Origin of the sequence: Mesorhizobium sp. Root552, from assembly GCF_001427285.1 — a bacterium.
GTDB lineage: Bacteria > Pseudomonadota > Alphaproteobacteria > Rhizobiales > Rhizobiaceae > Mesorhizobium.
The window spans coordinates 222,763-245,015 of the sequence record NZ_LMFV01000045.1 but is presented as its reverse complement, the minus strand read 5'-3'; the positions used below and the strand labels follow the sequence as shown (position 1 = coordinate 245,015).

Below are 22,253 nucleotides of genomic sequence, written 5' to 3'. Positions count from 1 at the left end.
GGCTCAAGGCCGCCCTTTTGCACGTCAATGGCCGAAGCCTACTGGATAGTGAGTTCGGTCCGTTCGCCGGCCTTGACGGTGAACGGCGTTTCGCTGTCCGCCTTGTCAGCCTTGAAATCGGTTACGACGACATAGTCGCCGGCAACCATCGTCGTCTGGAATTTCTCGCCATAGCCGTAAGTCACCTGCTTGCGCTCGCCCTGGAGATCCTTCTTCGCCTCGAAGATCCGATAGCCGTCGGCGCCCGGCGCATCGATGGCGAGAACGCCGGCGTTCAGGGTTACGTTGATGTTCTTGAACTCGCCAACGGCAATGCTGAATGGCTGCTCGGCGGTGGCGGCCTGCATATCCACGGCGGCGACATAGTCACCCGCCGGCAGATCGAACTTGCTGCCGGGGCCATAGCCGTAAGTTACCTGCTCGCGGCTGCCGTCGAGCTTTTTCGCCGCCTTGAATATGCGCCACGACAGATCGCCCGAATCCACCTTCTCGCCGCCGTCGGTGTAGAAGGCGTCGGCCTGCGCCTTGCCGACACCGACGATGAAGTCCCTGTCGATGGTCTGGCCGGCGGCGACCTGAAGCGTTTCGCTAGTTTCCCCGGCACCCAGCTTGATGGTGATCCTGGTGTCGCCGGCAGGAACGACCGTCTTGACCTGGCCGTAGTTGGCCGACGATTCACCTTCGCCCGGATAATCGATGATGATCTGCGCATTGCCATCGATCTCGGCGTCAGGTGCGGGCCGGGCGCGCAGGATCAGGGTACCTGCATTGAGGTTGAACACCGGCTCTGAAACCTTGTCGGCGCTAACCGTGACCTTCTGCTCGGCCTTGGCGTAGCCGCTCAGCGACGTGACGACATAGTCGCCGGGCTCAAGGCTGATCTTGTAGTCGTTGTAGCTGCCGTCGACGCGCTCGCCCTTGCCGCCGGCGGCGTCGACCTTGAACACCTCGTAATAGACGTCGATCTTGGGGGCTTCGCCGCCTTCGGTCAAAACGGTCCTGGGAATGAGGTTGTATTCCACCTTCGCAGGCGCGGGGGCCGGTTCCGGCGCAGGCGCCGGCGCGACCGTTTCGGCCAATGCGTCCTTGAGGGCATTTTCATCGGAGGCCTGAATGTACTTTCCGCCGGTGTTCTCGGCCAGGCAGGCGACCTGCCGGCCTTCCTCGGCAGTCAATCCGAACCCGACCACGTCGGCGGTAAAGTCGACGCCCGCGGCTTCCAACTCCTTGCCTAGCTGACAGGGATCGGCGTTGCAGGTTTCAAGGCCATCGGTGATGAGGATAACCTTGGCCTTGTCCTCGGTGTATTTGAGCGCTTCGGCCGCCTGCCGTACCGCGGCGCTGAGCGGCGTCTTGCCGAGGAATTTCAAATTGTCGGCGGCGGTGGAAATGGCGCCGGCCGTGCCAGCCTGCGGCGGCACGATCAGCTCGATATCGTCGCAACTGCCCTTCTGGCGATGGCCATAGGCCATGAAACCGATCTCTTCATCACCGGGGACGGATTGCAGCACCGTCTTCAGCGACTGGCGCGCGATTTCAAGTTTCGGCTTGCCGTCAATCTGGCCCCACATCGAGCCGGAGGCATCGAGGATGACGATCACCCGGTCGGCTGCGCTCGCCGCCGTGCATGTCGCAACCATCATGAAAATACCGAACAGAATGCGTGTCAGCGCCGCCATCACTTACCTCGTGGTCGTTACCGATTCCGGTGTGATTTATTTTCTGGAAATGCCGCAGTCGAGGGCGGCAAGCTAGCGAAGCCGGTCCGGGCTGGCAAGCATGCGGTTGCAGCTTCCAAAGCGTGTCGCGATCTTTCAGTTTCGCTTAACACGCTTTGGATTCTTGATTTTATGCATGTCTTTATCCCGAAACCGGTACCCACTTTCGGGAGACATGCACTAGTAAGTGGTGCGGCGCTCTTCCGAAGGCGGGCGACCGAACTGGAGCCGGTAGCTCTGCGCAAAATAGGAATGCGAAGTGAAGCCGGTTGCGATGGCGACGTCGAGGATCGGCATGTTGGTCTGGCGCAAAAGTTCGCGCGCACGCTCCAACCTCAGCCGCATGTAATAGCGGCCGGGCGTCACGGTGAGGTGGCGCAGGAACAGGCGTTCGACCTGGCGCACCGACAGCCCTGCCGATTTGGCAAGCTGGACCGCCGATAAGGGTTCGTCGAGGTGATCGGCCATCAGTTCGACAATGCGCCTGAGCTTTTCCGACTTGCCGGTGAGGTCGCGTTCAGGGCCGACTCGCTGGCGGTCACCAGCGGAGCGGATGCGCTCGTGCTGGAACTGGTTAGCGACGCTGTTGGCGAGGTTCGGGCCAAAGTCCGAGCGAACGATCTCCAGCATCAGGTCGATGGAGGTGGTGCCGCCAGCGCAGGTATAGCGCTTGCGATCGATCTCGAAGACGTTGCCTGTACAGTTGATTTCGGGAAAGCGCTCGAGGAAGCCGGCGCGGTTTTCCCAATGGATGGTGCAGCGGTAGCCATCGAGTTGGCCAGCCTCGGCCAGGAGGTAGGACCCGACCGACAGCGCGCCCAGCGCGTTGCCGCGGCGGCCCCAGTTGCGCAGCGCCGCCAGAACCTTGCTCTTGCCGGGAAACTCCGTCGTCAGGCCAACGCATGCGAAGATGACGTCTACCGGCGGCAGGTCGGCCACGCTGTAGTCGATCTTGATCGACAGGCCGTTCGAAGCGATGACCGCCTCACCGTCCGCCGACACCGTTTTCCAGCCATAGAAATCGCGCCCGATCAGGCGATTGGCCGAACGCATGGTGTCGATGGCGGCGGCGAGCGAGAACATCGAAAACTTGTCGACCAGCAGGAAAGCGAATTGCCGACCGCCTTCCACCGGATCGTTCGTGGACGCGCTGACAACGGGGACTGCTGGCGTCGGCAAGGCTTGTTCTTTCCGGGATCAGAAGGAGGGGCGTTCGAGACCTGCGGCAAGATATGCGGAAATGACCGTATTTGCCATCAACATGGCAATGGTCATCGGACCCACCCCGCCGGGCACCGGCGTGATGGCTCCGGCGATGGCGGCGGCTTCCTCATAGGCGACATCGCCGACGAGCCGGGATTTGCCCTCGCCCTTTTCCGGAGCGGGGATGCGGTTGATGCCGACGTCGATAACGGTCGCGCCGGGCTTCACCCAGTCGCCTCGGACCATTTCAGGGCGTCCCACGGCGGCAACCAGAATGTCGGCGGTGCGCGCCAGCGCCGGGAGATCGCGGGTGCGGCTGTGGGCGATGGTGACGGTTGCGTTCGCGGCGAGCAGGAGATTGGCCATCGGCTTGCCGACGATATTGGAGCGGCCGAGAACGACGGCGCTCAGGCCCGACAAATCCTTTCCGTGCATGCGCTCGATCAGGAGCATGGAGCCGGCCGGCGTGCACGGAACGAAAGCCGTTTCGGTTTCGCCGGTACCGAGCTTGCCGACATTGATGAAGTGGAAGCCGTCGACATCCTTTGCCGGCGCGATGGCCTGTATGACCTTGCCGGCATCGATGTGGGCAGGCAGCGGAAGCTGGACCAGAATGCCGTGGATCGCCGGGTCGGAGTTGAGGTTGCCGATCAGCTTGAGCAGTGCCTGCTCGCTGGTGTCGGCCGGCAGCGTATGCTGCAGCGAAAGGAAACCGCACTCCTTCGCCGTGCGCGATTTCGATGCCACGTAAACCTGGCTGGCCGGATCTTCGCCGACGATGACGACGGCAAGGCCGGGTTGCCCCTTGCCCTTGCCGGCAAGCTCGGCGGTCAACGCCTTGACCTTCGCGGTGACCTCCGCCGCCACCTTTTTCCCGTCGATCACCTCGGCCATGTCATCCTCGTCAATGCGAAATATGCCTGCGCATATTCACGATAATTCGGCACCGCAATCCCGCCAATGCGGCGTCGCATGCCGTAAACTTTAAACTGGAGTGTTTGATTTCAGGCGTCAGATCTGCCGGTTGCGGGCGCGGCTCTCTGCCAACTCGCGCAGCGCATCGCGGACCTCGCGCAAGCTGGCGCGGATTTCCTCCACGGAGGGTTCTTCTTCCTCTGCCGCCTCATCAACCAGCGGCCCGCGGTCCACAGCAGACAGGTTCCCGGCCTCGGATCCAGCAGCCGGAGCAGACTCCGGTGCCGGCCTCCGGTTCGGGTTATCCAGAAGAGCTTCACGGCGTTGGCCTTGCCGGTTCTGGCGCGCACGATCGGCAGCCGTTTCGCGCAAGCTTTCGTATGCGCCCCGCATGGCACCCAGTCCCACGCCCGAGGCAAAACCCAAGAGCAGGCCAGCGAGCGCGACGATGGCTCGCGAGGGGCCATTCGGCTCGAGCGGCGGAAACGCCTTCGAGATCACGCTGACATTGGCGGTGTTGATGTCCTTGCGCTCGCTGGTTTCCTTGGCACGCAACAGGAATGCCTCATAGACCGAGCGCTTGGCAGCAGCTTCACGCTCGAATTCCCTTAGGCTGACAAGATCGTTGCTGACATCGCCGCTGCGCACCTTGAGCTGGGCGAGCCTTGCCGACAGTTCCTGCTCAAGCTGGACTGCGCGGCGCAAGTCAACCTGCAGCGATGAAGCGATGCGGCGAAGCTCCGCGGCGATGCGGTCGCGCGCGCCGGCAAGCTGGGCGTCCAGCGCGATGCGTTCAGGATGGCGCGGGCCAAGCCGCACGGCCGCACGGTCGGCTTCCTGCTTCAGCGTCGAATATTGCGAGCGCAGATCTGCCATCGTGTTGGAATTCATTTCTTCCGGCAGCGCGCCGCCAAGCACGGCATCGACATCGACGGTTTTGGTGGAAGCGGCCCGTGCGCTCAGCTCCAGCGTGCGCGCCCGGGCGACGGTGAGCTGTTCATTGAGCTTAAGCAGCTCGTCATCGGAAATGAGGCGGCCTTGCGCATCGACCAGATCGTGGGCCGCCCTGAATTCCTCGACCTTGCGTTCGGCATCCTCGACGCCCTTGCGAAGTTCAGTCAGCCGCGCTGTGAGTTCATTGGTCGCCCGGCCAGCCGTTTCCGACTGGATCTGGCCGTAGGTCTGCAAGAACACATCGGCCATTGTATTGGCGATCAGGGCCGATTTGTCGGCGTTCTGGGTCATGGCGCTGACGGTGATGACGAAGGTCTTGCCGCCGCGTTCGACGTGGATGTTTTCGGCAAGGTTGCTGACGGCGAGCGCACGCCGGCGCACGTCGTCGGCCCCAGCTGGCCCATCTTCCCGCGACAACAGCGAACGAACCATCGTCAGTAGCCCCGGCCTTCCGCCCTGTCCGTTGAATTCAGGATCACTGGTCAGGTTGAGCGTGTCCACCACCTTGTTGAGGACGACGCCGGACGTCAGCACCCGCATCTGGTTCTCGACGATGGCCAAGGTGGCATCGGAGGCGATCATGGTCTGCGTCAAGTCGCTGTCGGTGAGCTTGAGATCACGCGGATCGACGATCAGCTCGGTGAGCGCCTCGTACTTCTTCGGCGTGGAAAGCGCGATCGAAACGCCGACGACAGCGCCAAGCAAAGTCATGGCAAGGATCAGCGCTTTCGAACCAGTGACACCGCCGATGATCTTCATCGGGTCGATCAACGGTTTCCAGCGATCGCCCGTATCCTGTGCGGCCGCGCTGGATGGGGCGGTTTGTTCGTAAGCTTCGGGGGCAGCTGGCTTGACCGGCTCGGAAACAGCAGTTGCAACTGGCGGAGCCGGTGGCGGTGAAGGCGTTTCCCCTTCGACATCGCCAATTGCAGGCTGCGCACGCCTGAGTTGCGCCCAATGCGGGAGCCAGCCCGACTCAGGCGACGATGGTTCAACAGGCTCCGGGCCAGCGTCCGGTACATCCGGCAACGCCATGGCATCGGGGGCCGGTTCGTCGAGAACAGGCGTGGAAGCGGCGTGAGTTGTATCGCGCTCAGCGATGGCTTCGCGCCGCGTGCGTGCGATCTGATGCCGTTCGACGGCGCTGTCGCGCCAGTCAGGCGTTGCCGACTGCGCCAATGACAGCAGCGAGCCCGACGGTGGCGGAACCTCGTCCTCGCCGCGCATGGCCCGGCCGAGTTCGCGCAAGGAGCGCTCATGCCTCCAGTCGTCCCTGTCGAGCCTGTCATTCATGTCCGGGCATTACCATTGCAGACCGGCCGCAAGGGCGGCCATTCGTTAAGCCAAGCTAAACAGGCGTGGAAAACAAAAGGTTAATTTAACGGCGATTTGTCCTACGATTTCGAGACGCCGCAATGCAACCTTCGCCTGTCCCGATGGCTGAAGGGCGCATTAAGCTTTCGTCGCTAGGCTTGGCTCGATGACACAGGCCGGCGACATCACGCAGCAGGGAAGACTTGCCCGGCTCGGCAGCTTTGTTGCCGAGCGCAAAGGGCTCGTGCGCGACTACCTGTCGGCCATCAGCGGTGCAGGCGGGCGGCTGGTATTTTCGCTGGTGTATTTCATCGCACTTGCCAACACGCTTTCCATCGCCGAATTCGGCATGTTCGCCACCGCTTCGGCAGCCGGCGTCATGCTGTCGAGGATACTGGCCTTCGGCTTCATTTCCGCGCTTTACCGCACCGCCACCATCCGCCCCAACCTGATCGGCACGTTCACGGCCGGCTTCCTGCTGCTCGCGATTTTGTCGCTGCCGCTATTGGCCGCCGCGTCCTATGGTGTCTATCTCGTCTTCTTTTCCGGCACCGTTGCGCTCGCCGCCTTCGTTGCAATCGTGTTTGCGGAATCGCTTCTGTGGCGCCCCGTCGAAGTGGCCATGATCGTCAACAACGGCCTTGGCCGGTTCGGCAAGGCGGCGGCGCTCGCGATCCTCACCGCGGCATTGCGAGCACTTGGTGCGCTCGCCTTCATGTTCTCTTCCACGCATACACTCGAAGCCTGGGCATGGTTCTATATTGGAGCCAACGCGGTATCGCTCGCGGTTGCATTCGGCATTTTCTACCCGAGACAGCGGCTGAGACTGCGCACTGAGCTCTACTGGCGGCGGCTCGCCGATTCGATCTACGTTGCCGGCGCGGAAGTGCTGTTCTACCTGCAGATGGAATTCGACAAGCTTCTGGTTCTGGCAATCGGCGGACCGCACCTTGCTGGCCTCTATGCCATCATCATGCGGCTGGTCGACCTGACCGCCATTCCGATCCGCACCTTCTCCATGATGCTGGTGCAGCGCATGATGCGCACGCCGCAACTGCTGGCGCGGCTTTCAGTGCGCCTGGGCATCGAGGGCGGCATCTTCGCCGTTTCCACGCTTGGCCTGCTGGCGCTTGGCCTGCTGCTGCATTTCTTCCCCAACGCGCTTGGCCGCAATGTCAGCGAAGCCGCGCCTCTCGTCCTGCTGGCGCTGTGCGTGCCGGGCCTGCGCAATCTGGTCGAATATCAGGCCGAGCTTCTGTTTGCCCGTGGGCAGACCTTGGTGCGCGCCGTCAATCTGGCGTTGCTCGCAGGGCTAAAGGCGCTCCTGCTCGTAGCCGTGCTGAAGGAGTTCGACCAGACGCCGCAGCTTGTCCTGTCGCTGAACGGCGCCTTCCTGCTGCTTTATCTGGTGTCGGCCTTGCTTACCTATTGCGCGATGCGCCGCCCGGCAAAGGCCATCTGAACTAGTCGATCTGGCCGAGCAGGCGACGGATGCGGCCAAGATCGGTGCCGATGAAGGACTGCATGCCGATGGCAACCTGCTCGGGCGTCATCGCGGCAACAAAGCTTCGGAACGCTTCGTCTGACAGAGCCTCGCCTGTCCAGTGGACGCGGCAGAACTCTTCCGCGCCATGGAAATGATCCTTCCCGCCGATAACCTCATCGACAAAACGGCCGTAGACGAGGCACTCGGAAAAGCGGCGGTCGGCTGCCAAGGCTTCAACCCAATGGCGGCCATGCAGCTTTTCAATGTGCGCGCACATGTCCGTCACCGAAGCGCGACGCCAGGCGATCAGGGTCGAAATATAGTCATGAGGCGAAACGGCGGGCTGGGCGATGCCAAGCAGGCTGCCGGCATTGCACGACCAGAGACCATGCTTGTCGGGCGCGCCGCTCGAAAATGCGTTGTCGCGGCGAAACAGCCGGACTTTGCCGTCACGCTGGAAAGCGCCCAGATCGAAGGGCTTCAGAAACGCGACGTCTGAATCGCAATAAACGAGCACATCCTCGGAAATATGCGCCGCAATGGCGATGCGGCGAAGCTGCTGGACATGCCAGCCCCGCAGTGGAGGAGCCTTCAGGCTCAACCAGATACGCCGGCTAAATAAGCTCAGCGGGTCGCTGAAAACATGCAGCCAGCGCGGCAGGATGTCCTTTTCGTCGACGACCGTACGATGCGGACCTTCCAACCGCCGGAAAAGCTGTATGTCGCTGTGCTCGACCAGCAGGTAATGATGTTTTGTTCCGGAGACGTAACGATCCAGCGTTTCGCATAGCAATCGGCAGCGGTCGAAGTCCGGTGCGTAGCTGGCCGTAACGATTGCCGCGGAAGTCCCCATAGCCGCTTGCGCGCCAGCAACAGCGGCCTGCGGCTCGAAGCGACTGTTCACCGCGGCTCCCCGGCAGGCTCCGGCCTGCGCAATATCTTCTGGCGGGCGACGCGCCACAGGAAGACCGGGTTACCAAGAATGTAGCGCCGCCACATGCGACCCGGCTCGATCAGCAAGCGGAACACCCACTCCAGCCTGAGCTTGCGCACCCAGAGCGGCGCCCGCGGCACGGTGCCGCTCATGAAGTCCAGCAGGGCGCCGACGGCGATCGGCAAGGTGCAGTGGCTGGCATCGATATTTCGGGCGATCCACAATTCCTGACGCGGCACGCCCATCGCCACCAACAGGATGTCCGGCCTCAGGCGACCGATGCGTTCAACGATGCCGGCTTCTTCCGAAGCCGAGAAATAGCCGTCGTGGATGACCTCGAACCTGTGCTGGGGCGCAAGAGCCCGAAACTTGCGGGAGGCCGCGTCGGCATTGGCCCGCGTCGTTCCGAGCAGGCCCACCGTCAGCGGCCGTATAGACGCCTGCAGGAAAGCCGGCACGAAATCGGTGCCGTTAAGATTGGCCGGGAAGGGGGAGCCGTAAAGCACCTTGGCGGCGATATCGACGCCAATGCCGTCCGGCAGGATAAGAAAGTCGTCCAGCGCTTCGGCAAAGGCCGGATCGGCATAGGCGAGATTGGCGTTGTGCGCGTTGAGGAAAGTGACCTTGGTGAAGCGCCGGTCATCGATCATATGGGTGAGCAGCGAGATCGCCTGGTCCCAGTCGATGCTGACCACCGGAATGCCCAGAATTGATTTCCAGGCATTGCGACCGAAGGCTGCGCGTGCGGCATGGACGTTCATGCAAACGCCTCCTGCCGGCTGAGGCCGAGCGCCTTGAGGCCCTTGGCGACAGCAGCATCCAGCGCTTTCATCTGGCGGGCATGGAACGCGGAGCCATCGACATCCGCGCCCGGCCTGGAAGCCGCCTCAACGAGCGCAGCGGCAAAGGCCTTGGGCTCGTCGGTCACGACGCAGTTGGACGGCCGGTAGGCGATGCCGCGCAGCGAACGGCTGGTCGCCACCGACGGCAAGCCGAGTTCGAAAGTCTCGATCGTCTTCAGCTGAACGCCGGAACCCGCCGTGCTGATCAGCGGAATGACAGCGGCGTTGCGCACGAAAGCCTGTGCATCCGGGACACGCCCGACGAACTGGACGCCGGGATGCGAAGAAGAAAGGTCAGCCGGCGCATTGCCCGCAATGCGTATGCGGAAGTCGCCCGGCAGATAGGGCACGACGTGCCGCAGGAACCACTCCAGCCCGATGCGATTGGGCTGCCAGGTCCACGTGCCGATGAGGGCTGCATCGCAATCGATATTGCGCGGCGTTTTTGCCGGCGCGCTGGCGGTGGTAATGAGGGGCAGGGCGACAGAACGCGCATCGGATGCCACGCCTAACGCCGCGCGATCCTCTTCCGCCAGCGTAAAGACAAAGCGTGCCCGTGCGCAAAGCCGCGCTTCCAGCGCCTTCAGCAATCGCGCCTCGCGCCGGAAGAGCAGACGCTGTACCGGGCTCGATGCCGCTTCGGCATTTTCCAGCGCCGAATTCTGCTCGACATTGTGCGCCACGAAAAGCGCCGGCCTGTCGGCAAGAACGCGTTCGAAGGCTCCCGCGAACTGCACCGAGTTCAGCACATAGGCGTCGAACGGCCCGGTCCTGCGGATCGCGTCGCGGACTACCTGTTCGCTGACGATGCGCAGCTTGGCCGAGGAAAACGTCAAACCGGATGCGAGAGCGCGCGCCATCCATGCAAGCTTCTGTCCGACGGAAGCGCCCTGCGTGCGCACGTCCACGCTGCCCAGCACGATTGTAGCATCGGGGTCGATGGGCGGCTTTCCCGGCCAGGTAAAGCCGATCACCGTCACGCTCGCGCCGGCGCGGCGCAAGGCGTCTATGATCGCGGCATTGGCGATCTCGTAGCCAGAGGCGGCAGCGCCGTCTGGCACGATCGATGTAGCGAACAGCAGATTCATTTCACCTATCCAGGCCACTCCCTATCAACCCTGGAGTGAAACCTTGCTTAAGCTTGGACCGCTCGTAGCTCGATTCGCGGCTACCAAGTCGCTTCGCAGTGAAAGGTGATTAACGAAGCCTTATCGTCAGGGTGCTATCGGGGAAGCTGAACTGCTTGACCCGTTGCGATGGATGCCTTGCCCACACCAGATGCCATATCAATCGTTGCGCGCTCGCCCGGCCTGAACGCCGGGGAAATAGAAGCGGTCGTCACGCTGCCAACCTTCAAGCGTCCGCAGCAGGTGCTGGAAACGCTCGATTCGCTGAAGAACCAGAAAACCTCGCGCCGCTTCGCCGTTGTCGTGATGGAGAACGAAGCCGAGCTTCGCGAAGGTGCTGCGGCTGCCGCGCCGCTGTTCGAAGACGCCCAGTTGGCAGGCATGGTCATCATTGCCCACGCCCGCGGCAATTGCAGCGCCTACAATGCCGGCTGGCAAACGGCGGTCGATCACTTCCCGAACTTCCGTCACCTTGTGGTCATCGACGACGACGAGATCGCCGATCCATCCTGGCTGGAAAACCTGTGCCGCGCTGCCGAGACATTGCCGGCCGATATCGTCGGTGGACCGCAGGTGCCGTTGTTCAGCAAGCCTTCCGACACCGCATGGGCCTCGCACCCGGTCTTTGCTCCGCCGCATCGTGAGAGCGGGCGCGTTGCAGCACTTTATTCATCCGGCAACCTGCTTGTCAGCCGCGCTGTGCTGGAGGCCATGGGACCGCCTTATCTCGACCTGCGCTTCAATTTCATGGGCGGCGGCGATTCGGATTTCCTCAGCCGGGCCGCCCAGCGTGGTTTCCGGCTCGGCTGGTGCGCCGAGGCCAAGGTGATGGAAACGGTGCCGGCACGCCGCACCGAAGCCGACTGGATCAGGGCGCGCAGCCTGCGCAACGGTGTGATTTCCACGCTGGTCGAAAAGAAGAAGCGCGCTGGCACTCCCTTTGCCGCGGCCAGGGTATTTGCCAAGAGCCTCGCCCTTCTGGCCGCCTCACCGTTTCGCGGGTTGCTGCGCCTGATAAAGACCGGTTCGCCGTCTGTCGCCGTCTACCCGATCCATGTGGCTCTCGGTCGCGTCTTTGCCGAGTTCGGATATGCCAATGAGCAATACCGGCAGCCTGAGAAAAACTGAGCGCGCGTCGCTTGCCGCCGCTTTCACGCGCGACGGCATGGCAACGGCAGCCGCAGCGCTGCTGTTCACCCTTTTGCTGGTGTCGTTCCGGCCCTTCCAGCCGTCCGGCGCGGAAGGCAGCGGCGATGGCGGCGACATCGTCAACCAGCTCGGATTCAGCGCGCTGGGCGCAATTTCACTGTTTGCCCTGTCCACTCTGGCCGACCCCAAGGTGGTGCGATCCCTGCTCAGCCCGTCATGGCTGCTGACGCTGGGCTTCTTCCTGCTTTCCGTCGCCATGGCGGCGGACCCATCCTCGGCCATGCGCACAGCGTTCTTCACCCTGATTGCGATGACCACGGTGGCCACCATTCTTGCGTTGCCGCGCGATGCGGAAGCTTTCTCGACCGTCCTCATCGTCACCATCGTTGTGGTGATGGGACTTTCCTATGTCGGCCTGATCGTGTTTCCGAACGAAGCGCTGCACACCACCGCTTCGCAGGAGCCGGAACATGCCGGCCTGTGGCGCGGCGTGTTCGCACACAAGAACATCGCCGGCCCGGTCATGGCCTGCTTCAGTTTCGCCGGGCTCTATCTGTTCCGGCGCGGCAGGCGCATCTGGGGCGCGCTGATCTTCCTCTGCGCCATGAATTTCATGCTGCACACCGGCTCCAAGACAACCGCCGGGCTGGTGCCGTTCTCGATCCTCATCGTCATGGTGCCCGGCATCGTCGGCATGAGGCTCGGCACGCCGGTGCTGTTCATGCTGGCAATCATTGTGACTGCGCTCGGCACGCTCGGCATAGTCTTCATCGAGCCGATGAAGACCTTGGCCGCGCACTATTTCCCGGACCTGACCTATACCGGGCGAACCACCTTGTGGGAGTTTGCCGGCGAGATGCTGGCAAAGCGCCCGTGGACCGGCTACGGCTATGAGAGTTTCTGGGGCACGCCGCTCCTGTTGAACCAGGACCAGCCCTTCGACCGGGCCTGGGATATCCGCTCCATCGTGCACGGCCATAACGGTTATCTCGACACCGCCGTACTGATGGGCATTCCGGCGCTGTGCGTGGTTGCCTATACCTTCCTCGTCGCACCGCTGCGCGACTACATGCGCATCCCGCTCTTGAAGGAAAACATCTATCTCGGCGACTTTTTCATGATGGTGGTGCTGTTTGCCGCGCTCAACGCATTTCTCGAAAGTTTCTTCTTCCGCCGCGCCGACCCGGTCTGGCTGTTCTTCCTTTTCGGCCTTTTCGGCCTGCGGCAGGCTTCGCTGCGTCCGCTTGCAACCATCCGCCCCAACTGAAGGCCTTTCCCGCGGCAAAGGGAACGTCTATTGAGGACCGTTCCCGGAGGGTTTCCATGACTATCAGGCTTGTTCTCGTCGGTTGCGGCAATATGGGCTACGCGATGCTGGCGGGGTGGATAAAATCCGGCAAGCTGAAGGCCGCCGAAGTCTTCGTCATCGAACCGAACGAAAGCCTGCGCGAGCGGGCAGCGGCACTTGGCTGCCAGGCCGATGCCAATGCCGAAAGGCTGGGCAGCGATTCAGCGCCCGAACTTGTGGTGATCGCGGTCAAGCCGCAGGTCATCCGGAGTGTCGTCGAAGGCTACAAGCGGTTCGGGGACGGCCGTACGACATTCGTCAGCATTGCCGCCGGCACCGCGGTATCGACGTTCGAACAGATCCTCGGAGGCAAGGCGCCAGTAATGCGCTGCATGCCCAACACGCCCGCCGCCATCGGCAAGGGCATGATGGTGCTCTATTCGAACCGGCTCGTCAGCAACGCCACCAAGACCCTGGTTGCCGATCTTCTGTCGGCCAGCGGCGAAGTGGCGACGATCGATGACGAGAGCCTGATGGATGCCGTCACCGCGGTTTCGGGCTCGGGACCGGCCTATATCTTCCACTTCATCGAAGCACTGACCACAGCGGCGCAGAAGGCAGGGCTGCCGGCGAATACGGCCAAGCTACTCGCCATGCAGACGGTGTACGGCGCTGCCTCTCTTGCTGCCGAAAGTTCCGAGGAACCTGGCGTGCTGCGCCAACAGGTCACCAGCCCGAACGGTACTACCGCGGCGGCCCTTGCCGTTTTGATGGGCGAGGACCGCCTGACCAAGCTGCTCACCGAAGCCGTCGACGCCGCCCGCCTGCGCTCGATCGAACTGGCGGGCTGAAGGAGGAACGGTCTCCGGTCTCAATCGAGCTGAGTTACGTTATTTGGAAATGCCTGATGGCCTCCACGCGGGGCCTTTCGGCGGTGCGGAAGGCGTGTAGGACTGCTGGTGCTGGCCGTTCAGGATAGCCCCGCCAATGGTGCCGATAATCGTGCCCAGCGCCTCGGCATTTGCCGAGTTGTTAGCCCCTCCGCCAGCGACTTGCGGTGGATTGCGCTTGCCATCCCAGGTCAGGTTCCACTCGGTAGACGATCCACCGCAGGTCAGGCAGCATGTGTCACAGGCTTCACGAGCGTCCACCGATACGCCCCAATAGACGCCGCTTTGCGCTTTCCTGTCGGAATCGAATTCTGCTCCCATGCATACGATGCGGCCGGGGGTGCAAGTTAGCGGATACCTGCCCTTCTCGCTTGAGCCGATAACCCAGGCCTTGTCATATTTAGGATAGTATCTGGATGGTGATTTGCCGTTTGCGTTCTCAAACTCGAAGAATTTCAGCAGCAGTTGCCTGCCGGTGTCATTCTTGACCGTGAACGCCACTTGGTTGCTCGGCAAGGAGGACGCGCCGGACAGATTTTCGCTGCCCGATTGCGGCTCTTCAACATCGCCCGGCTCACTTGCGTCGGCATAACTGCCGCTATCGTCCGATCCGCTGGTTTCAGGCGAGTTCACATCCTTCTTCGCCACCAACCTCGCATAAATCTCGCTTTTGGTCGCCTTGGCTTCTTCAGAGCGCTGCTGCGCAGCGTTCATCTCCCCCAAAAGGACCAGCAGATTGTTTGCACCGTCCGGAAGCGAGGGGTCGTTACGATTGACCAGACGGGCGGCCTCCGCGACATCCTGGAGTTTTTCGGCGTATCGTTGACGAAATGAATCGACGATCGGCTGTATGGTGTAGTTGTAAATGTCCTTATTTACATTTGTGATGCCATCAATACTTATTTCAATGAAGCTTTCGTGCTTTGGATACCAGAAATACAGTATAGCGTCGCGGCTGCCATCATCATTCAGGATGGATACGATGCACTCCAGCATCTCCAGTCTGCTGAAAACTACTTTCTGATCATCGCTGAGATTATTGTTGATACCCGGCTCAAGGTAGAGATCGTTTGCGGCGGATATGCATGACCTTGGGCTATAGACTGAGTTGGTTATGGATATGTGTGGAAAATCGAGATTCTCCGTCTCGTAGAACTCGCTCCATTCGCTCAACCCACTGATAAATATGAAACTACCGTCGAGCCTGGCCTCAAGCATGGGCGGTATGTCGATATCCAGCTCCATGGATTTTTCGTCACTGATCTTGAGCGTGAACGATCCCGCAGCCGCCGGCGAGGTGAGGCCTGAACAGATGATCGAAATGGCAATGGTCAAAATGAGCAGGAATGGCGTCTTGATCGCTCGTTGAAAAGCTTGCAAGCACTCGTACATCCCAGTTCCCCCGAATTGCCAGATGTGCCAGCATTCCAGCCTGTTGCCGGTCGTCGCCACTATGACGCCATTGCGTCAACATATCATGTAAGCAGAGAGGGGAAATGGTGCTGCCAGAGAGGATTGAACTCTCGACCTCTCCCTTACCAAGGGAGTGCTCTACCACTGAGCTACGGCAGCGTTCCGGATGCGGCGGACTTCTGCCACATCACTTCCCGGAGTGCAAGGCATCTATCGCGGCTTGTGAAAAGCCGTCCCCGCCGACATGGGCTTGCCACATTCCCGGCTATTGATTTTCGGTGTTTGGGGACAGGGGAATGACGCAAAAGAAGGAACATGGAAGCGGCGACGGCAACCGGCGCAAGGCCCGTCTGGCCGAGGCGCTCAGGGCAAATCTGCAGAAACGCAAGGCCCAGATGCGCTCGCGGCGTACTGGCGAGGCAGACACGCGGCCTGAGGGGCTTGCGGCCGCGGAGAAGCCAAAAGAGTGACGCTGGCAATGCGCAAGCTGCGCCAGGAACATGCAATTTCTTGAACAGTGCCGGCCAATCGTCTAGAGAGCCGGACTCAACCGATTGAAAGCCGGCCTTTCTGGCCGCAGGGATCTTTCTTCATGGATCGCATCAGAATTGTCGGAGGCAATGAGCTCTCCGGAAACATTCCTATTTCGGGCGCAAAGAACGCGGCCCTGCCTTTGATGATCGCCTCGTTGCTCACCGACGGCACTCTCACGCTGGAAAATGTGCCGCACCTGGCCGATGTCGAGCAATTGACCCGCATTCTCGGCAATCACGGCGTCGACTATTCGGTGAACGGACGCCGGCTGAGGCAGAGCGAAGCCTATTCTCGCACCGTCAACTTCACCGCCCGCAACATCGTAGATACCACCGCACCCTATGAGCTGGTTTCGAAGATGCGCGCCTCGTTCTGGGTCATCGGCCCGCTGCTGGCCCGCATGGGCGAGGCGCGCGTCTCGCTGCCCGGCGGCTGCGCCATCGGCACGCGGCCGGTCGACCTGTTCATCGACGGCCTGCAGGCGCTGGGTGCGACAATCGACGTCGAAAGCGGCTACGTCATCGCCAAGGCAAAGAACCGCCTCAGGGGCAACCGATATGTCTTCCCCAAGGTCTCGGTCGGCGCGACCCATGTGCTGATGATGGCGGCATCACTGGCGCGTGGCGAAACGGTGTTGGAAAACGCCGCCCGCGAACCTGAAATCGTCAATCTCGCCGACTGCCTGAACGCGATGGGCGCGAAGGTCTCAGGCGCCGGCACCTCGACCATCACCATCGACGGCGTCGACCAACTTTCGGGCGCCAGCGTGCGTGTCATTCCCGACCGCATCGAAACCGGCACCTACGCGATGGCCGTGGCGATGACCGGCGGCGACGTCGTCCTGGAAGGCGCAGAGCCGGACCTGTTGCAGTCGGCCCTTGACGTCATCGCCCAGACCGGCGCGGAAATCACGCCGACCAATGAGGGAATCCGCGTCAGGCGCAACGGTGCCGGCATTGCGCCGGTCGATGTCACGACCGCGCCCTTCCCCGGCTTTCCGACCGACCTGCAGGCACAGTTCATGGGCCTGATGACGATGGCCAAGGGCAAGTCGCACATCACCGAGACGATCTTCGAAAACCGCTTCATGCACGTGCAGGAACTTGCCCGCCTCGGCGCCCATATCACGCTGTCCGGCCAGACGGCGATCGTCGATGGTGTGTCGAAACTGAAGGGCGCTCCGGTGATGGCGACCGACCTGCGCGCCTCTGTCTCGCTGGTCATCGCAGGCCTTGCGGCGGAGGGCGAAACGCTCGTCAACCGGGTCTACCATCTCGACCGCGGCTTCGAACGTCTCGAGGAAAAGCTGTCCGGCTGCGGCGCGGTGATCGAGCGCATTTCCGGATGATTGGACCTCGGCCTCGCATCTCGGTTGCGCGGGCTCGAAAGACCGCCTAACAGAAGGTTGTACGAATAACCTTCGCAGGTGCGAAACCGGCATGGAAGCACTCAAGCTCATCGCGCTCGACGGCCAGGACCTGAACGTCATTTCGGCGCATGTGCAGGATGCCGTGCTGAAGGTTGGCGATCTCGAATTTTTGCCTACAGCCAAGCGTTTCGTGGTGGCGATGAACCGCTTTGCCTGGGAGAAGAAGTCCGGCTTCCTGCGCAAGCACAATGAGCGCCGCCAGAGCGTGCTCCACTTCGACCGCGTGCTGGGTGCAAAGACCTCCGGCATCGCCCGCAACAAGCCGGAAGAGGTGCTTTCCCTGCTTGCGATCAGCTACCTTCCGATCACCGCACCCGCTGGAATCATAGAGTTGGTTTTTTCCGGCGGCGGCGCGATCATGCTCGATGTCGAGTGCGTCGAAGCGCGCCTTGCCGATCTCGGCGGCGCGTGGCAGGCGTCGTCCCGCCCCTGGCACAGGATCTGAGCAAGCGATGGCGATTACCCTCACACAGTCCGAACCAGGGTTCGAGCAGCGCTTTGCAGCTTTTCTCTCGACCAAGCGCGAGGTCTCGGCAGACGTCGATGCTGTGGTGCGCGACATCGTGCGGCGGGTACGCGCCGAAGGCGACAAGGCCCTTGTCGACTATACGAAGAAGTTCGATCGGGCCGACCTCGGCCAACTTGGCATCGCCGTTTCCCGCACCGATATCGAGGCAGCCTACAACGTCGCTGACGCCGCCACCGTCGAGGCGCTGAAGCTGGCGCGTGACCGCATCCATTCCCACCACGCCCGCCAGAAGCCGAAGGACGACCGCTATACCGACGCGATCGGTGTCGAACTCGGGTCGCGCTGGACGGCGATCGAATCGGTGGGACTGTATGTTCCGGGCGGCACGGCAAGCTACCCGAGTTCGGTGCTGATGAATTCCATGCCGGCGCTGGTCGCGGGCGTCGAGCGCATCGTCATGGTGGTGCCGGCCTCCGGCGGCGTCATCAACCCGCTGGTTCTGGTCGCAGCCGATCTTGCCGGCATTTCCGAGATCTACCGCATCGGCGGCGCGCAGGCGGTGGCAGCGCTGGCCTACGGCACGGAAACGATCCGCCCGGTGGCCAAGATCGTCGGTCCGGGCAACGCCTATGTCGCCGCCGCCAAGCGCCAGGTGTTCGGCACCGTCGGCATCGACATGATCGCGGGCCCTTCCGAAGTTCTGGTCGTGGCCGATGCCACCAACGATCCCGAATGGATCGCGGCCGACCTGCTCGCGCAGGCCGAGCACGACGCCTCGGCGCAGTCCATCCTGATCACCGACGACGCCAAGTTCGGCAAGGCGGTCGAAGCTGCGGTGGAACGCCAGCTTCAGCAATTGTCGCGAGCCGAGACGGCAGCACAGAGCTGGCGTGATTTCGGTGCGGTCATCCTGGTCGGTTCGTTCGACGATGCGGTGCCGCTGGTCGACCGCATAGCAGCAGAACATCTCGAACTGGCCATCGACGAACCGGAAGCCTTCCTGTCGCGCATCCGCAATGCAGGCGCGGTGTTCATCGGCCGCCATACGCCGGAAGTGATCGGCGACTATGTCGGCGGCTCCAACCACGTGCTGCCCACCGCCCGCTCGGCGCGGTTCTCGTCGGGCCTGTCCGTACTCGATTTCGTCAAGCGCACGTCGATCCTGAAGCTCGGCGCCGAACAGTTGCGCGCGCTTGCGCCGGCGGCAATCGCGCTTGCCAAGGCCGAAGGTCTCGATGCCCACGGGCGCTCCGTCGCCATCCGTTTGAACATGTAGGCGGCGATGTCGGGGCCCGATCGGAACCGCAACAGACTGATCGACGTCGAGCTCGACGAAACCATCGGGCGTTCGACCCCTGATGTCGAGCACGAGCGCGCGGTGGCGATCTTCGACCTCATCGAGGAGAACAGTTTCCGCCCGGTGACCGATGAAGGCAGCGGGCCCTACAAACTAAAACTCTCACTTGCGGAATCCCGGCTGGTGTTCGCCATCAGCCGCGAGGACGGCGCAACCGTCGTTACCCATATCCTGTCGCTGACGCCGTTCAGGCGCATCGTCAAGGACTACTACATGATCTGCGAGAGCTACTACGACGCCATCCGTTCTGCGACGCCAAGCCATATCGAGGCAATCGACATGGGCCGGCGCGGACTGCACAATGAGGGTTCGCAGACGCTTCTCGACAGGCTGGCCGGAAAGATCGACATCGATTTCGACACGGCGCGCCGCCTGTTCACGCTGGTCTGCGTGCTGCATTGGCGAGGCTGAGCTGGCGGGGCCTCGTTCCATCCTGTTCATGTGCGGCATGAACGCGGTGCGCTCGCCGATGGCCGAGGTGCTGGCGAAGAAAATGCTGCCGGACGACATATTTCTCGCATCGGCCGGCGTCCATCGGGGCGAGCGCGATCCTTTCGTCGATGCTGTGCTTGCCGAGGAAGGCATTTCGCTTGGCGAGAGGCATCCACGTTCGGTCGACGATCTGGACGATGCCTATTTCGACCTGATCATCACGCTGTCGCCGCAGGCGCATCACGCGGCGCTGGAGTTTACCCGCTCGATGTCGGTCGATGTCGAATACTGGCCGATGCCCGATCCGACGACGATCACCGGAACGCGCGAGCAGATCATGGCCGCTTATCGCGACGTGCGCGAGCGCCTTAAAGTGCGCATCGGCAACCGATTTCTGCCGCCGGATACGCCGAGCAAGGATACGTAGGACAACATCGGCCCAAGTTGCTCTAAGCGTGTTCACAAAAGCCAGTTTATCATATAGGTTCCGCGCAATTTCCAGCCGACGCGCCGGAAATGCCATCCAAGCAAAGGTATCGAATGCCGAAGGAAGAAGTCCTCGAGTTTCCGGGCGTGGTGACGGAATTGCTGCCGAACGCCATGTTCAGGGTCAAGCTCGAAAACGAACATGAGATCATCGCCCACACCGCCGGCCGCATGCGCAAGAACCGTATCCGCGTGCTCACCGGCGACAAGGTCCTGGTCGAGATGACGCCCTACGACCTGACCAAGGGCCGCATCACTTATCGTTTCAAATAATCATAGCTCAGGGCACGGCTTTGAATGGCTGAGAGCAAACCGCACAGACTCGTGCTTGCCTCGGGTTCGCCGCGCAGGATCGAACTGCTGCAGCAGGCCGGCATCGAGCCCGACCGCGTGTTTCCGGCAGATGTCGACGAGACACCGCTGAGGGCGGAGCATCCGCGCTCGCTGGCCAAGCGCCTGTCGAAAGACAAGGCGGAGAAAGCACTCGGCTCGATGATGGCGGAAGCTCAGTATGAGCCCGGCTTCGTGCTCGCCGCCGATACAGTGGTGGCGGTGGGGCGGCGCATCCTGCCGAAAGCCGAGACCATCGAAGAGGCCACCAACTGCCTGCAGTTGCTGTCCGGGCGTTCGCACCGCGTCTATACCGGCGTGTGCGTCATCGTGCCGGGCGGCAAGTTCCGTCAACGACTCGTCGAGACGCGCGTACGCTTCAAGCGGCTGCCGCGCGAGGACATTGAGAAGTACATCGCGTCCGGCGAATGGCGCGGCAAGGCAGGCGGCTATGGCGTGCAGGGCCTTGCCGGCTCGTTCGTGGTCAAGCTGGTCGGCTCCTATACCAATGTCGTCGGCTTGCCGCTCTATGAAACCGTCGCGCTATTGGCCGGCGAAGGCTTCAATACGCGCGCCAAATGGCCGGCAAGCGGGTTGTCGTGAGCGTCGGCGACAACTCCGTCACACCCTTGCGTCCGAAGAGGCCATGCCCGGAATGCGGCAGGCCATCGGCGCGCGACACTTATCCGTTCTGCTCGAAACGCTGCAAGGACATCGACCTCAATCGCTGGCTGAAGGGTGTCTATGTCATCCCGGGCCGTGACAACGAGGAAGAGACCGAAGACCCACCGGCTTCGACGCCCCAGGATCAGGAATAAACCCACCAGCCTGAAACAGCGCGCCGCGCAGCCCTTTCGGGTGCGCGGCGTAAACGATCGGCCTTGAAGCCAGCTTCGCCGTCAGGCTGCTTCTGGCAGGGGCAGCGGGTCTGTCAGCGCATTGCCGACGTTGAAGCCGATGCTTGTGAAGAACTCGGCTGCGGGCATCTTGGCGCCGAGCTCGATCTGGCCGCCCTGCACGATGATCGAGACGCCCTTCTCCGCGATGGCGCTGATTTCGCCCGGCTTGCCGCGTACGTCCTCGAAGCGGCGCACCGGATGCTTGCGCGTCTCATAGAGGCGAACCTTGATGCCGCCGATGGTGGTCCAGGCGCCAGGCGCCGGATCGCAGCCACGGATCAGGTTGTAGATCTGGTCGATATGGGCGTGCCAGTTGACCTGGGCTTCCTTGTCCTTGCACCAGCCCTCGTAGCTCGCCTGCGCCTCGTCCTGCACGATCTCCTGGTGCTGGCCGGCGACGACGAGGTCGGCCGCCTCCAGCATGGCCTCGACGCCGAGCGGGAACAGGTGGTTGAAGTAGACGGAGCCGAGCGTATCGTCGGGGCCGATGGCGACCGTCTTCTGCAGGATCACCGGACCTTCGTCGAGGCCGTCATTGGGACGGAAGATGGTGAGGCCTGTCTTGGTGTCGCCCTTGATGATCGGCCAGTTGATCGAGCTCGGGCCGCGGTATTGCGGCAACAGCGAGGGATGGTACTGGATCATGCCGTGCCTGGGGATGTTGACGAAGTCCTGCGGCGCGAACTGCAGCACATAGGCCATGACGCCAAGCTCCACGTCGAGCTCCTTCAGCGCCTGCTTCGCAGGCTCGCCCTTCAGCGACGGGAACTGGAACACCTTGAGGCCTTCCTTCTCGGCGGCGAGCCTCAGCGGGTCCGGCCTGGCGCCGGCCTTCTCCGGCGCGCAGAACACGCCGGCGATCTCGTCGCCGCGCTTGAGGAAGGCTTCAAGCACGCTGGCGCCGAACGCCTGTTGTCCGATGATGGCAATACGCATGGCTGCTCCTTTCGTGTCAGGCATGGCTTTCCCGTTCCCGCGCACGGCGCAGGCCAAGGGACAAGCGGATCAGGTCTCGCTACTCAGGAAAGGCCAATGTCCGGCCTTGCCTCAATTCTCACATATGGCCCAGCCCACATAAGATCGG

Annotated in this window: 22 protein-coding genes and 1 tRNA gene; 13 read left to right on the top strand and 10 right to left on the bottom strand. The window is 62.2% G+C overall.

Annotation, left to right across the window (positions count from 1 at the left end; genetic code table 11):
* Nucleotides 1-38 precede the first annotated feature (38 nt).
* The 4 genes from ASD50_RS16210 to ASD50_RS16195 form a co-directional block, all read right to left on the bottom strand.
* The gene (locus ASD50_RS16210) at nt 39-1,679 is read right to left on the bottom strand and encodes a vWA domain-containing protein (protein WP_056243240.1); all 1,641 of its coding nucleotides are present in this window, start codon (nt 1,677-1,679) and stop codon (nt 39-41) included.
* 219 nt (nt 1,680-1,898) lie between these two features.
* The gene (locus ASD50_RS16205; protein ID WP_056243238.1) at nt 1,899-2,897 is read right to left on the bottom strand and encodes a GlxA family transcriptional regulator; all 999 of its coding nucleotides are present in this window, start codon (nt 2,895-2,897) and stop codon (nt 1,899-1,901) included.
* An 18-nt stretch (nt 2,898-2,915) separates the two neighbouring features.
* Nucleotides 2,916-3,815: a bifunctional methylenetetrahydrofolate dehydrogenase/methenyltetrahydrofolate cyclohydrolase FolD gene (gene folD / locus ASD50_RS16200; RefSeq protein ID WP_056243235.1), complete on the bottom strand. Its 900-nt coding sequence runs from the start codon at nt 3,813-3,815 to the stop codon at nt 2,916-2,918.
* A 117-nt stretch (nt 3,816-3,932) separates the two neighbouring features.
* Entirely contained in the window at nt 3,933-6,083 is a 2,151-nt protein-coding gene (locus tag ASD50_RS16195; protein ID WP_056243233.1) for a GumC family protein, read from the bottom strand.
* 187 nt (nt 6,084-6,270) lie between these two features.
* On the opposite strand from ASD50_RS16195, the gene ASD50_RS16190 reads away from it, so the two are divergent.
* Entirely contained in the window at nt 6,271-7,566 is a 1,296-nt protein-coding gene (locus ASD50_RS16190) for a lipopolysaccharide biosynthesis protein (RefSeq protein ID WP_056243231.1), read from the top strand.
* A 1-nt stretch (nt 7,567) separates the two neighbouring features.
* Here ASD50_RS16190 and ASD50_RS16185 read toward each other — a convergent pair whose 3' ends face one another.
* Genes ASD50_RS16185 through ASD50_RS16175 form a run of 3 tightly spaced genes read right to left on the bottom strand, consistent with a single transcriptional unit; the run spans nt 7,568 to nt 10,454 of the window.
* A complete protein-coding gene (locus tag ASD50_RS16185) occupies nt 7,568-8,494 on the bottom strand; it encodes a DUF6492 family protein (protein WP_056243228.1) in 927 nt (308 codons plus the stop codon).
* The gene (locus ASD50_RS16180) at nt 8,491-9,285 is read right to left on the bottom strand and encodes a WecB/TagA/CpsF family glycosyltransferase (RefSeq protein ID WP_056243226.1); all 795 of its coding nucleotides are present in this window, start codon (nt 9,283-9,285) and stop codon (nt 8,491-8,493) included. Before ASD50_RS16180 ends, ASD50_RS16185 begins: the two co-directional genes overlap by 4 nt.
* Nucleotides 9,282-10,454 (bottom strand): glycosyltransferase, encoded by a 1,173-nt coding sequence (locus ASD50_RS16175; protein WP_056243786.1) that lies wholly within the window; start codon nt 10,452-10,454, stop codon nt 9,282-9,284. The genes ASD50_RS16180 and ASD50_RS16175 overlap by 4 nt, the downstream gene beginning before the upstream one ends.
* A gap of 168 nt (nt 10,455-10,622) precedes the next feature.
* On the opposite strand from ASD50_RS16175, the gene ASD50_RS16170 reads away from it, so the two are divergent.
* From ASD50_RS16170 to proC, 3 genes are read left to right on the top strand one after another with little or no spacing between them, the layout of a single operon-like run.
* On the top strand, nt 10,623-11,621 hold the full coding sequence (locus tag ASD50_RS16170) for a glycosyltransferase family 2 protein (protein WP_056243225.1): 999 nt from the start codon (nt 10,623-10,625) through the stop codon (nt 11,619-11,621).
* Entirely contained in the window at nt 11,590-12,909 is a 1,320-nt protein-coding gene (locus ASD50_RS16165) for an O-antigen ligase family protein (protein ID WP_056243223.1), read from the top strand. Before ASD50_RS16170 ends, ASD50_RS16165 begins: the two co-directional genes overlap by 32 nt.
* Before the next feature lie 56 nt (nt 12,910-12,965).
* A complete protein-coding gene (proC, locus tag ASD50_RS16160) occupies nt 12,966-13,781 on the top strand; it encodes a pyrroline-5-carboxylate reductase (RefSeq protein WP_056243221.1) in 816 nt (271 codons plus the stop codon).
* Nucleotides 13,782-13,820: 39 nt separating this feature from the next.
* Here proC and ASD50_RS16155 read toward each other — a convergent pair whose 3' ends face one another.
* Both ASD50_RS16155 and ASD50_RS16150 read right to left on the bottom strand, forming a co-directional pair.
* Nucleotides 13,821-15,272, bottom strand: a complete 1,452-nt coding sequence (locus ASD50_RS16155; RefSeq protein WP_156465134.1) for a hypothetical protein — start codon at nt 15,270-15,272, stop codon at nt 13,821-13,823.
* Between the two features lie 45 nt (nt 15,273-15,317).
* Nucleotides 15,318-15,392: transfer RNA gene (locus tag ASD50_RS16150), tRNA-Thr, on the bottom strand.
* 137 nt (nt 15,393-15,529) lie between these two features.
* On the opposite strand from ASD50_RS16150, the gene ASD50_RS23525 reads away from it, so the two are divergent.
* The 9 genes from ASD50_RS23525 to yacG all read left to right on the top strand — a co-directional run bounded on the left by ASD50_RS23525 (nt 15,530) and on the right by yacG (nt 21,088).
* Nucleotides 15,530-15,703, top strand: a complete 174-nt coding sequence (locus tag ASD50_RS23525; RefSeq protein ID WP_164480446.1) for a hypothetical protein — start codon at nt 15,530-15,532, stop codon at nt 15,701-15,703.
* A 122-nt stretch (nt 15,704-15,825) separates the two neighbouring features.
* The gene (gene murA / locus ASD50_RS16140; RefSeq protein ID WP_056243215.1) at nt 15,826-17,115 is read left to right on the top strand and encodes a UDP-N-acetylglucosamine 1-carboxyvinyltransferase; all 1,290 of its coding nucleotides are present in this window, start codon (nt 15,826-15,828) and stop codon (nt 17,113-17,115) included.
* A 91-nt stretch (nt 17,116-17,206) separates the two neighbouring features.
* On the top strand, nt 17,207-17,641 hold the full coding sequence (locus ASD50_RS16135) for a DUF2948 family protein (protein ID WP_056243213.1): 435 nt from the start codon (nt 17,207-17,209) through the stop codon (nt 17,639-17,641).
* 7 nt (nt 17,642-17,648) lie between these two features.
* Nucleotides 17,649-18,941 carry a histidinol dehydrogenase gene (hisD, locus tag ASD50_RS16130; RefSeq protein WP_056243210.1) on the top strand — a complete coding sequence of 431 codons (1,293 nt, stop codon included), beginning with the start codon at nt 17,649-17,651 and terminating at the stop codon, nt 18,939-18,941.
* A 6-nt stretch (nt 18,942-18,947) separates the two neighbouring features.
* Entirely contained in the window at nt 18,948-19,433 is a 486-nt protein-coding gene (locus ASD50_RS16125; protein ID WP_056243206.1) for a UPF0262 family protein, read from the top strand.
* Nucleotides 19,434-19,461: 28 nt separating this feature from the next.
* The gene (locus ASD50_RS16120) at nt 19,462-19,881 is read left to right on the top strand and encodes a low molecular weight phosphatase family protein (protein ID WP_082549700.1); all 420 of its coding nucleotides are present in this window, start codon (nt 19,462-19,464) and stop codon (nt 19,879-19,881) included.
* Between the two features lie 113 nt (nt 19,882-19,994).
* Nucleotides 19,995-20,213 carry a translation initiation factor IF-1 gene (gene infA / locus ASD50_RS16115; RefSeq protein ID WP_006200926.1) on the top strand — a complete coding sequence of 73 codons (219 nt, stop codon included), beginning with the start codon at nt 19,995-19,997 and terminating at the stop codon, nt 20,211-20,213.
* A 24-nt stretch (nt 20,214-20,237) separates the two neighbouring features.
* The gene (locus ASD50_RS16110; protein ID WP_056243205.1) at nt 20,238-20,873 is read left to right on the top strand and encodes a Maf-like protein; all 636 of its coding nucleotides are present in this window, start codon (nt 20,238-20,240) and stop codon (nt 20,871-20,873) included.
* Nucleotides 20,870-21,088, top strand: a complete 219-nt coding sequence (yacG, locus tag ASD50_RS16105; protein WP_413813898.1) for a DNA gyrase inhibitor YacG — start codon at nt 20,870-20,872, stop codon at nt 21,086-21,088. The genes ASD50_RS16110 and yacG overlap by 4 nt, the downstream gene beginning before the upstream one ends.
* 81 nt (nt 21,089-21,169) lie before the next feature.
* Here yacG and ASD50_RS16100 read toward each other — a convergent pair whose 3' ends face one another.
* The gene (locus ASD50_RS16100) at nt 21,170-22,105 is read right to left on the bottom strand and encodes a methionyl-tRNA formyltransferase (RefSeq protein WP_056243781.1); all 936 of its coding nucleotides are present in this window, start codon (nt 22,103-22,105) and stop codon (nt 21,170-21,172) included.
* Between the last annotated feature and the right edge of the window lie 148 nt (nt 22,106-22,253).

Bases quoted from the DNA above. Each gene is read 5' to 3' on its own strand.
- ASD50_RS16135 (WP_056243213.1), top strand. From the start codon at position 17,207: ATGGAAGCACTCAAGCTCATCGCGCTCGACGGCCAGGACCTGAACGTC.
- ASD50_RS16110 (WP_056243205.1), top strand. From the start codon at position 20,238: ATGGCTGAGAGCAAACCGCACAGACTCGTGCTTGCCTCGGGTTCGCCG.
- ASD50_RS16195 (WP_056243233.1), bottom strand. From the start codon at position 6,083: ATGAATGACAGGCTCGACAGGGACGACTGGAGGCATGAGCGCTCCTTG.
- ASD50_RS23525 (WP_164480446.1), top strand. From the start codon at position 15,530: ATGACGCAAAAGAAGGAACATGGAAGCGGCGACGGCAACCGGCGCAAG.
- ASD50_RS16120 (WP_082549700.1), top strand. From the start codon at position 19,462: ATGTGCGGCATGAACGCGGTGCGCTCGCCGATGGCCGAGGTGCTGGCG.
- infA (WP_006200926.1), top strand. From the start codon at position 19,995: ATGCCGAAGGAAGAAGTCCTCGAGTTTCCGGGCGTGGTGACGGAATTG.
- ASD50_RS16125 (WP_056243206.1), top strand. From the start codon at position 18,948: ATGTCGGGGCCCGATCGGAACCGCAACAGACTGATCGACGTCGAGCTC.
- ASD50_RS16100 (WP_056243781.1), bottom strand. From the start codon at position 22,105: ATGCGTATTGCCATCATCGGACAACAGGCGTTCGGCGCCAGCGTGCTT.
- ASD50_RS16170 (WP_056243225.1), top strand. From the start codon at position 10,623: ATGGATGCCTTGCCCACACCAGATGCCATATCAATCGTTGCGCGCTCG.
- murA (WP_056243215.1), top strand. From the start codon at position 15,826: ATGGATCGCATCAGAATTGTCGGAGGCAATGAGCTCTCCGGAAACATT.
- ASD50_RS16210 (WP_056243240.1), bottom strand. From the start codon at position 1,679: ATGGCGGCGCTGACACGCATTCTGTTCGGTATTTTCATGATGGTTGCG.
- ASD50_RS16180 (WP_056243226.1), bottom strand. From the start codon at position 9,285: ATGAACGTCCATGCCGCACGCGCAGCCTTCGGTCGCAATGCCTGGAAA.
- folD (WP_056243235.1), bottom strand. From the start codon at position 3,815: ATGGCCGAGGTGATCGACGGGAAAAAGGTGGCGGCGGAGGTCACCGCG.
- ASD50_RS16165 (WP_056243223.1), top strand. From the start codon at position 11,590: ATGAGCAATACCGGCAGCCTGAGAAAAACTGAGCGCGCGTCGCTTGCC.
- proC (WP_056243221.1), top strand. From the start codon at position 12,966: ATGACTATCAGGCTTGTTCTCGTCGGTTGCGGCAATATGGGCTACGCG.
- hisD (WP_056243210.1), top strand. From the start codon at position 17,649: ATGGCGATTACCCTCACACAGTCCGAACCAGGGTTCGAGCAGCGCTTT.
- ASD50_RS16190 (WP_056243231.1), top strand. From the start codon at position 6,271: ATGACACAGGCCGGCGACATCACGCAGCAGGGAAGACTTGCCCGGCTC.
- ASD50_RS16175 (WP_056243786.1), bottom strand. From the start codon at position 10,454: ATGAATCTGCTGTTCGCTACATCGATCGTGCCAGACGGCGCTGCCGCC.